The organism is Xanthomonas sp. NCPPB 1325, from assembly GCF_041477645.2.
GTDB classification, from domain to species: Bacteria; Pseudomonadota; Gammaproteobacteria; order Xanthomonadales; family Xanthomonadaceae; genus Xanthomonas; species Xanthomonas cannabis.
In genome coordinates, this window is sequence record NZ_CM192985.1 from 2747953 (window position 1) to 2761429 (window position 13477).

Annotated in this window: 13 protein-coding genes; 3 read left to right on the forward strand and 10 right to left on the reverse strand. The window is 65.6% G+C overall.

Going from position 1 to position 13477, the window contains the following annotated elements:
* Positions 1-2 precede the first annotated feature (2 nt).
* The 10 genes from ACCQ10_RS11755 to ACCQ10_RS11800 all read right to left on the reverse strand — a co-directional run bounded on the left by ACCQ10_RS11755 (position 3) and on the right by ACCQ10_RS11800 (position 9478).
* Positions 3-263 (reverse strand): YciI family protein, encoded by a 261-nt coding sequence (locus ACCQ10_RS11755; protein ID WP_372360732.1) that lies wholly within the window; start codon positions 261-263, stop codon positions 3-5.
* The gene (locus tag ACCQ10_RS11760) at positions 263-622 is read right to left on the reverse strand and encodes a cupin domain-containing protein (RefSeq protein WP_372360733.1); all 360 of its coding nucleotides are present in this window, start codon (positions 620-622) and stop codon (positions 263-265) included. Before ACCQ10_RS11760 ends, ACCQ10_RS11755 begins: the two co-directional genes overlap by 1 nt.
* Positions 622-1917: an argininosuccinate lyase gene (locus ACCQ10_RS11765; protein ID WP_372360734.1), complete on the reverse strand. Its 1296-nt coding sequence runs from the start codon at positions 1915-1917 to the stop codon at positions 622-624. The genes ACCQ10_RS11760 and ACCQ10_RS11765 overlap by 1 nt, the downstream gene beginning before the upstream one ends.
* A gap of 108 nt (positions 1918-2025) precedes the next feature.
* Entirely contained in the window at positions 2026-2982 is a 957-nt protein-coding gene (argC, locus tag ACCQ10_RS11770) for an N-acetyl-gamma-glutamyl-phosphate reductase (protein WP_372360735.1), read from the reverse strand.
* Positions 2979-3590: a GNAT family N-acetyltransferase gene (locus ACCQ10_RS11775; RefSeq protein ID WP_372360736.1), complete on the reverse strand. Its 612-nt coding sequence runs from the start codon at positions 3588-3590 to the stop codon at positions 2979-2981. The genes argC and ACCQ10_RS11775 overlap by 4 nt, the downstream gene beginning before the upstream one ends.
* 5 nt (positions 3591-3595) lie before the next feature.
* Positions 3596-4939 carry an acetylglutamate kinase gene (locus tag ACCQ10_RS11780; RefSeq protein ID WP_039414245.1) on the reverse strand — a complete coding sequence of 448 codons (1344 nt, stop codon included), beginning with the start codon at positions 4937-4939 and terminating at the stop codon, positions 3596-3598.
* Between the two features lie 45 nt (positions 4940-4984).
* The gene (locus tag ACCQ10_RS11785; RefSeq protein ID WP_372360737.1) at positions 4985-6112 is read right to left on the reverse strand and encodes an acetylornithine deacetylase; all 1128 of its coding nucleotides are present in this window, start codon (positions 6110-6112) and stop codon (positions 4985-4987) included.
* A 223-nt stretch (positions 6113-6335) separates the two neighbouring features.
* Positions 6336-7577 (reverse strand): argininosuccinate synthase, encoded by a 1242-nt coding sequence (locus tag ACCQ10_RS11790; protein ID WP_372360738.1) that lies wholly within the window; start codon positions 7575-7577, stop codon positions 6336-6338.
* Between the two features lie 71 nt (positions 7578-7648).
* Complete coding sequence (locus ACCQ10_RS11795) at positions 7649-8674, reverse strand: N-acetylornithine carbamoyltransferase (RefSeq protein ID WP_372360739.1); 1026 nt, start codon at positions 8672-8674, stop codon at positions 7649-7651.
* Positions 8675-8983: 309 nt separating this feature from the next.
* Entirely contained in the window at positions 8984-9478 is a 495-nt protein-coding gene (locus tag ACCQ10_RS11800) for a hypothetical protein (protein ID WP_047694959.1), read from the reverse strand.
* A 177-nt stretch (positions 9479-9655) separates the two neighbouring features.
* Between ACCQ10_RS11800 and cysS the strand changes: the two genes are divergently transcribed.
* The 3 genes from cysS to ACCQ10_RS11815 all read left to right on the forward strand — a co-directional run bounded on the left by cysS (position 9656) and on the right by ACCQ10_RS11815 (position 13439).
* Positions 9656-11071 (forward strand): cysteine--tRNA ligase, encoded by a 1416-nt coding sequence (cysS, locus tag ACCQ10_RS11805; RefSeq protein WP_372360740.1) that lies wholly within the window; start codon positions 9656-9658, stop codon positions 11069-11071.
* 683 nt (positions 11072-11754) lie between these two features.
* Positions 11755-12192: a SufE family protein gene (locus ACCQ10_RS11810; protein WP_372360741.1), complete on the forward strand. Its 438-nt coding sequence runs from the start codon at positions 11755-11757 to the stop codon at positions 12190-12192.
* Positions 12189-13439: an MFS transporter gene (locus ACCQ10_RS11815; protein WP_372360742.1), complete on the forward strand. Its 1251-nt coding sequence runs from the start codon at positions 12189-12191 to the stop codon at positions 13437-13439. The genes ACCQ10_RS11810 and ACCQ10_RS11815 overlap by 4 nt, the downstream gene beginning before the upstream one ends.
* The last annotated feature ends 38 nt before the right edge of the window (positions 13440-13477 follow it).

Genomic DNA, 13477 nt, shown 5'->3' on the forward strand with positions numbered 1-13477 from the left:
GCTCAGTGCGTGTTCCACTCGTGGACGGTCAGCGTCGATGCGCCGCGCAGCACCAACGGGTCGCTCGCCACGATCTGCTGCGCCGCCTCCAGGCTGGCGACATTGACCAGCACATACGCCCCACCGCTGCGATCGCTGAAGCCACCAGTCAATTCAAGTTGCCCGGCCGCGCGCAGCGCGTCGAGAAATGCGCGATGCGGCGCCACCACATCGGCAGGAAACTGCGGATTGCGCATCGCCAGCACCAGATAACGTGTGGACATCAGCCTGCCTCGCTATCGGCGGCGGGCGTGGGCTCGTTGCGGCCGAACGGCGTGGAAATCACCAGGAAACGCGCTTCCACATCCGCAAGATTGTGCATCTGATGGCTGGAACCCGGTGGCACGTGCAGGCTTTGCCCGGCGCGCAGGACATGCCGCTCGCCGTCCAGCTGCAGCATCACCTCGCCGGACAACACATAGAAAAAATGCCGCGCGCGACTGTGCCGGTGGCGCAACTCCGCAGCACCCGGCGGCATATGCTCTTCAAGCACGCTCAGGTTGGGGTCGCGCAACAGGTGCCAGCCGTCGCAGGCCTCGCCCCAGGGGTAATGCTCTGCGCTGTCGGTGCTGATCATGGCCATCAGCGCAGCGCCTCCCAACGGGCACGCAGCACATCCAGTTGCAGGTCCGCAGCGGCGCCCGGCGAGACGCGTGCGGCCAGGCTGCCTTCCGGCGTGCGTCCCTGCCCTGCAGTGTCGGACGATTCGGCTGCGGCCTTGTAGGCCTCGCGGAACGGCACACCGGCCACGGCCGCTTCCACCGCCACATCGGTGGCGTACATGCCCGAATCGATGGCCGCATGCAGCTTGTCCGGCCGCCATTCCAGATTGGCCAGCAACGCCGGCAGCAGCTCCAGCGCGGCGAGCCCGCGGCCAAAGCCATGCACGATGGCGCCCTTGCTGCTCTGCAGATCGCGGTGATAGCCCGAGGGCAGCGACAGCAGTTGTTCGATCTCGGTGCGCGCGGCGGCCACGCTGGCGTGGGTGGCACGCATCAGTTCGATCACGTCCGGGTTGCGCTTGTTCGGCATGATCGAACTGCCGGTGGTGTACTGCGCCGGCAATGCAACGAAGGCGAACTCGCCGCTGGTGAACAGCGACAGATCCCAGGCAATCCGACGCAGATCCAGCGTGGCGCTGCCCAACGCTTCGAGCGCCGCCAGCTCGTATTTGCCGCGCGAGAGCTGGGCGTAGATCGGCGAGACCTGCAGCCGCGCAAACCCCAGCTCGGCGGTGGTATGCGCACGATCCAGCGGCAGGTTCACGCCATAGCCGGCGGCGGTACCGAGTGGATTGCTGTCCACCAGCTGCAAGGTGTCGGTGGCGCGCACTGCATTGTCGATAAAGGCTTCCGCCCAGCCCGCCCACCACATGCCGGCCGACGACACCACCGCACGCTGGATGTGCGTGTAACCGGGCACCGGCACATCGGCCTCGGCCTGCGCACGGTCCAGCGCCACCTTGGCGATCTCCGCGCTAAGCGTCGCCACACGCTGCAGCTTGTCCTTCAACCACAGCCGCGTGGCGACCAGGATCTGATCGTTGCGGCTGCGCCCGGTGTGGATCTTGCGGCCGGCATCGCCCAGACGCTCGGTCAGGCGCGCTTCGATGGCCGAATGGCAGTCCTCGTACTGTTCATCGAGCACGAACGCACCGCTGCGGAAGTCGTCGGCCAGCAGATCGAGCTGTTCGCTCAGACCGCCCAGCTCCTGCAGCGACAGGATGCCGATGTGCTGCAGCCCCTGCGCATGCGCCTTGCTGGCAGCGATGTCGTGCAGGAAGAACTCGCGGTCCAGGATGACGTCGTCGCCGGCCAGGAAGCTCTGGATCTTGGCATCCACCGCCACGCCGGGTTTTTGCCACAACAGATTGGTCATTGGGGGTCCTTTTGCGGGACCGGGGACCCGGGTCCCGGGTCCCGGAAAAGCAGGAGCATCTGCCCTTGCTTCTCCGGGTCCCGGGTCCCGGGTCCCGGGTCCCGACGATTACAGTGGAATTGCCATCAACTCGTCCCAGCCCAGCGCCAGGTTGAGGTTCTGCATGGCCTGAGTAGCGGCGCCCTTGAGCAGGTTGTCCAGCGTTGCCACCACCACCACGCGCTTGTTGCCGGGTGCCAACGTGACACCACCGATCTGCACACCGTGCCTGCCGGCGATGCGGCTCACCCACGGCGCCTCATCGACCATCTCGATCAGTGGCTCGTCGGCGTACCGCTGCGCATAGCGCGCCTGGATCTGCTCGCGCGTCAGCGGCTGCTGCAACCACAGATTGACGGTCATGGTGATGCCACGGAAATGCGGCGCCACGTGCGGCATGAATTCCACCGGCACGCCGAGCTGCGCAGACACTTCGCGCTCGTGCATATGGTTGGTCAGCGCATACGGCATCAGGTTGTCCGCCAGCAACGCGGGGTTGTTCTTGTCCGACGGCGTGGTGCCCGCACCGGAATAGCCGGACACGCCGAAGCACTGCGGTGGACCGGCCAGTTGATCGAGCAACGGCGCGATGGTCAGCTGCATGGCGGTGGCATAGCAGCCCGGGTTGCTGATGCGCTTCTGCCCGGCGTACCTGGCGCGCGTCAGCTCCGGCAGCCCGTAGTACCAGGCCGGATCGAAGCGGTAATCGGCGGACAGATCGATGAACAACGTCTGCGGCCTGGCCGCGTCGATCGCCGCGACGAAAGGCTCAGCCTTGCCGTTCGGCAGCGCCAGGATCACCACGTCGGCGGCCTTGGCAGCCACCGCATCGGCATCCAGGCTTTCGTAACGCAAGTCGCCCTCATAGGCCTGGTTATGCTCGGCCACGCACTGGCCGGCCAGTTCACGCGAGGACACGAACGCAAGTTGCAGATGCGGGTGCGCCTGCACCAGCTTGATCAGTTCCGAACCGGTATGCCCGCGGGCGCCGACAATCCCGATCGTTGTCGTTGTTTGAGCAGTCATGCGTTTGCTTCCAGGCGGAACTGCAGGTGGCGTTTCACCCCGGCCCATTCCGTATCGATGATGGAGAACACCACGGTATCGCGCGGCGTGCCGTCGGCGTGGCGGGTGTGATTGCGCAGCACGCCGTCCTGCTTTGCGCCCAGCCGCGCGATCGCCGCGCGCGAGGTGTGATTGAACCAGCTGGTCTCGAACACCACGCTCAGGCAGCCCAACGTCTCGAACGCATGCTGCAGCAACATCAGCTTGGCTTCGGTGTTGACGCCGCTACGCTGCACGCGTGGCGCGTACCAGGTGTAGCCGATGGACAGCCGTGGCACGCTGGCATCCAGGGCGTAGTAGCGCGTGCAGCCCACGATCTCGCCGGCGGCATCGCGCACCACGTACGGCAGCGCCGTGCCATCGGCGCGCGCCGCCAGGGCAGCCGCGATGTAGGCGTCCACCCGGGCCGGTGCCGGCACGCCGGTGTACCACAGCTGCGACAACGACCCGTCGCCCAGCGCAACACGCATGCCGTCGGCATGGGCTGTCTGCAAGGGCTCAAGCGTGGCGTGCTGCCCACGCAGGACAGGCAGCTGGCTCCACGACGATGGCAACGCCACGGATGTCATCGCACTCAGCCCAGCAAGGTCGGCTGACGCGTCGCGCAATGCGCCACGCAGTGTTGGATCTGCTCGAAATTTTCCAGCCCGTACCAGAACACCTTCCACTTTTCCTGCTTGATGCAGCCGTCGGATTCGGCGTAATAGAAGATATTGACTTGGTTGTTGTGACGCGAGCGCCAGAACAGCTGCGGCGTTTCTTCGCGCATCACGTTCCACACCGCGCGGCCCAGGCCCTCGCCTTGCGCATCGTCGAGCACGGCGAACTTGTCCAGATAGGTCAGCCGGCCGGCACCGAACTGGCCTTCGTCGGTCAGGATCACCGCAGCGCGATAGTTTTCGCTCACATAGGCACGCAGCAGCTTGGTCGTGCTGAAATAGTCCGGTACCAGCGTGCGGCCAAAGCTTGATTCGATCAGCGAGGTCAGCCGCGGCAGATCCAGTTCGTCCCACGAGCTGGCGCGCAGCACGCGCTCGCCACGCCGCACCAGCGTGCCCGAGCCCTTGTGCGTGAACAGCTCCTTGGCCAGGTCCGCCGGCCGGGTGATCGACACCGACGATTCCAGCGGCAGGCGGTCGAGCAAGTCCTTGATCTGCTCGATCTTCACCCGCATGCCGCCATTGATCCACGGCTGCTGCATCAGATGATCGAACTCGGTGGACAGGTTGATCGAATCGATCAGCTTGCCATCGGCATCCAGCAGGCCACCGGTGCCGGTGAGGAAGATGATCTTGTACGGCTGCAGCTCCTGCACCAGTTCGTTGGCAGCGAAATCCGCGTTGACGTTGAGGATCTGCCCGCTGGGCGTTTCGCCCAGGCTGGTGATCACCGGGATGGAGCCAGCCTGCAGGCTGGCTTCGATCGGCGCCAGATTGACCGCCTTGACCTCGCCGACCAGGCCATACGTATCGCGATCCAGATACTGCGCCTCGAACACACCACCGGTGATCGACGTCGCACGCGCGCCGTTCTGCTGCAGCGCCTCCACCAGCTTGAGATTGGACGCCTGAAACACCTTGCGCACGATCGCCAGCGCTTCCGGCGAGGTCACCCGCAAGCCATTGACGGTCTGTTTTTCGATGCCTGCCGCCGACAGCTCGGCATCCAGCTGCGGGCCCGCACCGTGCAGCACGATCGGCGTCAGCCCTACTTCCTGCAGGAACGACAGCGACGAGGTCAGTGCGTCCAGGTCGTCGCGCAGCACTGCGCCGCCCACCTTCACCACTGCAAAGCGCTTGGCATCCAGCTGCGAAAAACGCTTGAGGTACTGGCTGATTTCCTTGGCGCTGGCCATGCTCGAAAGCAGGCGCACGATGGTCTGGCGGGTCTGTTTGTGGGGCTGTGCGGAGAGGGACATTGCCGTGATCGAAAGAGGAAGGGATGCGCCAGGCGCGGGAGGCGGTTACAGGGAACCGTTGATGATGCGGTGCACCGACTCGGCGTAACGCTGCAGTTGCTCCAGGGTGACGAACTCATCGGCGGTGTGCGCCTGCGCGATATCGCCCGGGCCGTAGACCAGCGCGGTGTAGCCGCCTGCCGAAAACAGCGAGGCCTCGGTCCAGAAGTCCACCGCATTGCCGATCGGCAGGTCCAACGCATCGGCCACGTCGCGCGCGGCCAGGCGACGTTCTTCTGCGCGCGCGATGTCGCCTGAGGGCAGGCTCGGGCCGCGAAAGGTTTCTTCGAAATGCGCTGCTACCGGATCGGCAAACCCGGCGAAGGTCGCCAGCAGGCCATCCACGTCCATCGATGGCAACGGGCGGAAGCCGAACCGCAGCTCAGCCGCCGGCGCAATCATGTTGGCCTTGATGCCGCCATCGACACGGCCGATGTTGAAGCGCAATCCGGTCAATCCGCCGAAGCGTGCATGCGCCAGCGACTCGACATGATCCAGCGCCTTGCCGCCCCAGCGCATCGCCTGGTGCAAAGCGCTTGCAGAAGGGTCCTGCTTGCCTGATGCATGCCCGGCGCGGCCGGCAAACCGCATCAGCACCGAGCTGATGCCGCGGTGTGCCAGCACCGCTTCGCTCATGGTGGGCTCGGCCACCAGCACCGCTTCGAAGACCGGGACCCGGGACCCGGGACCCGGGACCACGGGGTGGGCGGCCAGAAACGCCGCGATACAGCGCGGGTCGTTGGCTTCTTCGTCGGACGAGAACAGAAACGCCGCGTCGCCATTGCCGGCATTGGCCGCCGCCACCAACGCCGCTGCCGCGCCCTTGATGTCGCACACGCCCAGCCCGATCACGCGGTCGTCGGTGCGCCGCATCACGTGCGGGTCGGCAGTCCAGTGCGGCGAATCCGGCACGGTGTCCAGATGCACATTGAACAGGTACTTCGGCGTGCCGCGTACCGCATACAGGCTCACGGCCCCGTTGCCGTGGTCGATCACCTCGACCTCGAACCCCGGCAACTGCGCGCGCAGGTACTCGAAGACGCCACCGGTGGTGATCGCACGCGGCGGGTTGCGGGTGTCAAAGGACACCAGCTGTTGCAGATGCGTCAGTGTGTTGTCGAGCAGTGTGGTCATTGATCGCGTCTTGATTGCGTCGGGTCGCGTGTGATTGGTCTTTTTTGAGTGCGTCGGGCAGCATGGGTCGGTCGTTCCAATGCCCATCCAGCCCTTCCCCCGCCTGCGGGGGAAGGTGCCCGGCAGGGCGGATGGGGGCATGCGGCAGGCCGCCCTCATCCGGCGCTATGCGCCACCTTCTCCCGCATGCGGGAGAAGCAACGTCGTCTGCGGAGCGATTGCCTCAGCGGTTCACCTGCGCATACAACGTGGAGCTCATCCCGAACAACTTGATGAAGCCTTCGGCTTCTTCCACACCCCAGTCGGCCGATTGCGCATACGTCGCGCCCTTGGTGTTGAGCAGGTGCGGCGAACGCACCGCCACCGCATCGACGCGGCCACCGCGGGTTTCCAGCGTGACTTCGCCGTTGACCTTGGCCTGCGAAGACTTCAGGAAGGCCTCGATGTCGGTCTTGAGCGGGTCGTGGTAGAAACCTTCATACACCAGCTCCACCCACTTGCGCGCCACGTCCGGCTTGAAGCGGTTCTGCTGCTTGGTCAGCACCGCATCTTCCAGCGCGCGGTGCGCGGTGAGCAACGAAATCAGTCCCGGCGCCTCGAACACGATGCGGCCCTTCAGGCCGATCACGGTGTCGCCGGTGTAGACGCCGCGGCCCACGCCGTATTGCGCGAACAAGGTGTTGAGCTTGGCCAGGATCTTCGCACCCGGCAGCGGCTTGCCATCGAGCTCGACGGCCTCGCCCTCGACGAACTTCAGCGTCACCGTCAGAGCCTCGGTCGGCCACGCGCTACGCGGCGCGCACCAGCCACGTGCACCCTCGCCCGGCGCTTCCCAACGGTCGATCTCGCCGCCGGACATGGTCAGGCCCAGCAGGTTCTCGTTGATGGTGTAGGCCTGCTGCTTGGCACGCACGCCGAAGCCACGCGCTTCCAGGTACTTCTGCTCATACGCACGCGTCTGCGTATGTTCCTTCTGGATTTCACGGATCGGCGCGACGATCTGGTAATCGCCCAGTGCCTTCACCGCCAGGTCGAAACGCACCTGATCGTTGCCCATGCCGGTGCAGCCGTGCGCAATGATGCGCGTGCCCAGTTCTTCGGCGCGCTTGAGCGCGGCATCCACGATCAGGTAACGGTCCGACACCAGCAACGGATACTGGCCCTGGTAGCCCTCGCCCGCCCACACGAACGGCTTGACGAAGCCTTCCCAGATCGCCGGACCGCCATCGACGGTGACATGGCTGGCGGCGCCCAGTTCGGCGGCACGATTCTCGATGAATTCACGCTCTTCGGCATCCACCCCACCGGTGTCGGCGAACACGGTATGCACCGCATAGCCGCGTTCCTGCAGATACGGAATGCAGAAGCTGGTGTCGAGACCACCGGAGAACGCGAGGACGATATCTTTGGTGCCGGGATTGGAGATTAGGGATTCGGGATTGGTGGAAGCGGTCTGTTGCGACATGGGGGTCTCTTTAGAAGTTGACTAAGTTAGGTCGGGAGCGGAGTTCGCCGTTGCGAATCCCTAATCCCCAATCACGAATCCCGGCTGCCCTGGCCCACCAGGGCAGCCATGATCGCCTTCTGCACATGCAGACGGTTCTCGGCTTCATCGATGGCGATGCAGTTGGGCGAATCCATCACCGCGTCGGTGGCCTTGACGTTGCGACGCAGCGGCAGGCAATGCGAGAACACGCCGTTGTTGGTCAGCGCCATCTTGCGTTCGTCGACGATGAAGTGCTGGTACTGGTCGCGGATCGGCTTTTCCGGCTCCCAGTTGCCGAAGAACGGCAGCGCGCCCCAGCTCTTGGCATACACCACATCGGCGCCGGCATAGGCGCTGTCGATGTCATGGCTCACCTGCAGCGAACCGCCGCTTTCGGCCACGTTCTGCGCCGCCCAGTCCATGTAGCGCTGGTCCAGGATGTAGTCCCGCGTGGGGCACAGCAGGGTCACGTCCATGCCCATGCGGGTGGCGATCGTCAGCGCGGAATTGGCTACCGCGGTGTTGAGCGGCTTGGGGTGGTAGGTCCAGGTCAGCACGTACTTCTTGCCGCGCAGATCCTGCGTGCCGAAATGCTCCTGCAGCGCCAGCGCATGCGCCAGCTCCTGGCACGGGTGGGTGATGGTCTCCATGTTGATCACCGGCACCGGCGAATACTTGGCAAAGCTCTTGAGCACCTGGTCCTCGCGGTCCTTGGACCAGTCGACGAACTTCGGAAACGCGCGCACGCCGATCAGGTCGACATAGCGCCCCAGCACGCGCGCCACTTCGGCGATGTGCTCCTCGGTGTCGCCGTCCATCACCGTGCCCAGGTTGAATTCGATTGGCCACGCATCCTTGCCCGGCTGCAGCACCACCGCATGCCCACCCAGCTGGAACGCACCCAGCTCGAAACTGGTGCGGGTGCGCATCGACGGGTTGAAGAACACCAGCGCGATCGACTTGCCCTTCAGCTCGCTTCCCAGCTTGTTGCGTTTGAACAGCGCGGCCTGGGTCAACAGCGCGTCCAGTTCGGCGCGGCTCCAGTCCTGGGTGTTCAAGAAGTGCTTCAGTGACATCGATCGATCCTTTGCTGCGTGCTGCTGCTGCGTGGTCCGCCAGGAGCGACGGGTGCGCGACATGCGCGTTTCTTGCGGTTGAAACTTTCGTGACGCCAAAACGAAAAAACCCAGCCTGCGGGCTGGGTTCTCAACGACGGACAGCAAAACGCCCCGGTTACCCAGCGAAAATGTGGGATTCCGGTCGGCGGGCACGCGAGGTCATGCCGGAGGCCATCCGGGCGGCGCTGGTGTCGTGCTGAAAGGGGTTTGCTTGCATAGGGCGCGAATCCTCGCATGCATGCGGGCACGGCGCAACCGCTATACGTCTCATCGCGGCGGCGCGACGATGGCATCGGGAATGTACGGGGTCACCGAGACCCGGATGCGCAGCCGATTGCCCGGATCTTCCGGTAACCGCGAGCGGTATTTGGTGCCCTTGTAGACGTAATCCACGTCGAAGGCGATCGGGCGCCGGAACTCGCGCGGCACTTCCACCACCTTGCAATTGCGGCGCGTACTGGTCGGCGGCACCGCTGCAGGCGCCGCCGGCTCGGGACGCCGCGAGAACATTTCCTTGACCGAGTCGACCATGCGGTTGATGCGCCCCTCGTCCTCGGCCGGCGTGGCCGCCACCTGGGCCGCCTGCTCGGACTCGCACTGTTCTTCGATGCGGGTGGCGCGCAAGGTCTGGTAGACCGGCTCCACATTGAGCACCTGCGCGTAGTCCAGCTTCACGTTCTCGATCACCACGACCCGGTTCTTGGGGTCCGGCTCTGCCGCGTGCACCGAGGTTGCCTGCCAGGCCAGGACACACAGCAGCATGAAGAACGGAGAAGGTCGCATCAGTACCAGGAAGGCGCAGCCGGGCAATACGTAAGTGTATGGAGCTTGCGATCTCCGGGGCTGAACGCAGCCCATCCGGTTACCGGTGTCACGGCGCCGGTTCGCCATCCTGCCGCAACGGGCTAGAATCGCGCGGTTACCCTTTTTCGGATGCCGATGAGCCTGCGCCTGCATAACAACCTGACGCGGCGGGTCGAGCCGTTCGCGCCGCTCGATCCGTCCAGCCCCACCCTGTATGTGTGCGGCCCCACCGTCTACAACTACGCGCACATCGGCAACGCCCGCGGCCCGGTGGTGTTCGACGTCCTGGCCGCGCTGCTGCGGCGCCGCTATGGCGCGCTGCGCTACGCACGCAACATCACCGACGTGGACGACAAGATCAACGCAGCTGCGCAGGCGCAGGGCGTGCCGATCTCGACCATCACCGACCGCTTCGCCGCAATATACCGGCAGGACATGGCCGCGCTCGGCGTGGTGCCACCGGACATCGAACCGGAGGCCACCGCACACATCCCGCAGATCGTGGCGATGATCGAGCAGTTGATCGTCAGGGAGCATGCCTACGCCGCCGAAGGCCACGTCCTGTTTGCGGTCGCCAGCTTCGAAGGCTACGGCAAACTGTCGCGCCGCGACCCGGACGAAATGCTGGCCGGCGCGCGCGTGGACGTGGCGCCCTACAAGCGCGACCCCGGCGACTTCGTGCTGTGGAAGCCGTCCAGCGACGACCTGCCCGGCTGGGACTCGCCCTGGGGCCGTGGCCGCCCCGGCTGGCATATCGAATGCTCGGCGATGGCCGCCGCGCACCTGGGCCCGACCATCGACATCCACGCCGGCGGCGTGGACCTGCAGTTCCCGCACCACGAAAACGAGATTGCGCAGAGCGAGTGCGCGCACGGCGGCGCCACCTTCGCACGCTTCTGGCTGCACAACGGCATGCTCAATTTCAGCGGCGCCAAGATGAGCAAGTCGCTGGGCAATATCGAAACCGTGCACGACCTGATCGCCCGGCATCCGCCGGAGGCACTGCGCCTTGCCCTGCTGAGTGCGCATTACCGGCAGCCGCTGGATTGGTCGGAGGCGTTGATCGAGGACCAGGTCAAACGGCTGGATGGCTTGTACGGCACCTTGCGGGGCCTGCAGGCGGTTGAAGCGGAGCCAACGATTCCCGAGCCGATCGAAGACGCGCTCAACGACGATCTCAACACGCCGCTGGCGCTTGCGGTGCTGGCGAAGCTGGCGAAGGAAGCCAACCGGGCGCTGCTCGATGTCGCTCCGGCCGGTAGCCCGACGAACGCCCAGAGCCCGCAGACGCTTGCAGCATTGCAACGCGCCAAGGCCGAGCTGCTCGGCGCCGGACTGGCACTGGGCCTGTTGCAACAGGACCCGGCCGCCTGGTTCTCGCGCGGCACCGACGCCGGCGACGATGCACGCATCACCGCGCTGGTGGAAGAACGCAGCGCCGCGAAGAAAGCCAGGGATTTCGCCCGCGCCGACACCATCCGCACGCAACTGGCAGACGAAGGCATCGTGCTCGAAGACACCCCGCAGGGCGTACGCTGGAAGCGCGCATGACCTTCCCTTCTCCCACCGGGAGAAGGTGGCGCGCAGCGCCGGATGAGGGTGCGGGCGAAGCCTCATGAGAGACCTTGATGCATGTGGCTGCGCACGTACCCTCACCCCAACCCCTCTCCCGGCGGGAGAGGGGCTAATTCATGGCAATGCCCTATTCCACGACGCACTCCTTTGACGTACTTATTTTGAAACCGCACGTGCATACCCATCCTTCCGACGCACACGCCTGTCCCTTCTCCCGCCGGGAGAAGGTGGCGCGCAGCGCCGGATGAGGGTGCGGGCGAAGCCTCATGAGAGACCTTGATGCATGTGGCTGCGCACGTACCCTCACCCCAACCCCTCTCCCGGCGGGAGAGGGGCTAATTCATGGCAATGCCCTATTCCACGACGCACTCCTTTGACGTACTTATTTTGAAACCGCACGTGCATACCCATCCTTCCGACGCACACGCCTGTCCCTTCTCCCGCCGGGAGAAGGTGGCGCGCAGCGCCGGATGAGGGTAAGGGCGAAGCCACATGCATCAACACGCCAGGCTTGGCGCGCATCTCACTCCGGCCCTGCTCTGCGACCCGGCCCGCGCTGGCAGCGCGGTTGTTCCAAGGCCCGCGCGCCGGTGGCATGCAAACCACGCCTTCTCGCCCCAGCACGAAAGGGGCTTTGACCAACGCTTCTGGATGTCCTGATGAACACCACCCCCTTCCCGCTCGAACCCACTGCCGTCGAGGCACAGACGGCCATTGCCGATGAGTTTTCCTTCTTTGGCGACTGGTCCGAGCGCTACCAGTATCTGATCGACCTGGGCCGCAAACTGCCCACCTTCCCCGAACAGTGGAAGACCGAAGAACACCGCCTGCACGGCTGCCAATCGATGGTGTGGATCGTGCCCGAAGGCAATGCCGAGCGGCTGGACTTCCATGCCGTCAGCGATTCGGCCATCGTTTCGGGGCTGATCTATCTGGCATTGCGCGTGTACTCCGGACGCAGCGCGCAGGAGATCCTGGCCACCGAGCCGGACTACATCGCCGGCATTGGCTTGGCCAAGCACCTGTCGCCGACCCGCAGCAACGGCGTGGCCGCCATGCTGGCCTTCATCCGCGACACCGCGCGCGCGCAGCAGTGAGCACGCCCGCGCCCTCGCCTGCCGATTCGCTACGCACGCTGTTCGCCCATCCAGGGTTTGGCCTGGTGCTGCTGTACCGGGTGGCGGCGATGCTGTCGTACCAGATCGTGGCGGTCACGGTCGGCTGGCACATCTACGAGATCACCCGCAATCCGCTCTCGCTGGGTCTGATCGGCCTGGCGGAGATCCTGCCGTTCTTCTGCATCGCCCCGTTTGCCGGCTACCTGGTCGATCACCTGCCGCGTCGCCGGCTGGGCATGGTGGCGGTGCTGGGCCTGGTCGCCACTGCACTCCTGCTGCTGGCGATCACGCAAGGCTGGTTGCCGGTGCAAGGCGTGTGGCCGATCTATGCCGCCATTGCGCTGACCGGGGCGGCACGCTCGTTCCTGTCGCCGGTCTACAACGCCCTGTTCGCACGTGCACTGCCCCGCGAAGCGTTCGCGCGCGGCGCCAGCGTCGGCAGCGTCACCTTCCAGGCCGGCATGGTGATCGGCCCGGCACTGGGCGGCGTGCTGGTCGGCTGGGGCGGCAAGGGGCTGGCCTATGGCGTGGCTGCCAGCGTGGCGATGGTGGCGATCCTGGCGCTGGCGCTGTTGCGCGTGAGCGAGCCGGTCAACGAGGGCCCGCGCGCGCCGATCTTCCGCAGCATCGCCGAAGGCGCGCAGTTCGTGCTGTCCAACCAGATCATGCTGGGCGCGATGGCGCTGGACATGTTCTCGGTCCTGCTGGGCGGCGCGGTGTCGATGCTGCCGGCCTTCATCCACGACATCCTGCATTACGGCCCGGAAGGCCTGGGCATCCTGCGCGGTGCGCCGGCACTGGGGTCGATCGTAGTGGGTATCTGGCTGGCCAGACACCCGCTGCAACGCAATGCCGGGCGTGTGCTGATGCTGTCGGTGGCCGGGTTCGGGTTGTGCACCATCGCCTTCGGGCTGTCGCGTCAGTTCTGGCTGTCGGCGGCGATCCTGCTGGTGTACGGGATGTGCGACGGGGTGTCGGTGGTGGTGCGGCAGACCATCCTGCAGCTGGCCACGCCCGATGCGATGCGCGGCCGGGTGTCGTCGATCAACGGCATCTTCATCGGCTCGTCCAACGAGCTGGGCGCGTTCTACGACGGCGTGATGGCGCGCCTGGTCGGGCTGGTGCCGGCGGTGGTGATCGGCGGCTGCGTCACCCTGGGCGTGGTGGCGACCACGGCCTGGAAGGCGCCGCGCCTGCGCAAGCTGGATTTGCGCGAGCTGCAATAGCCGGATGCACAGGCAGCAGCGGCCGCGGATGCGGTCGC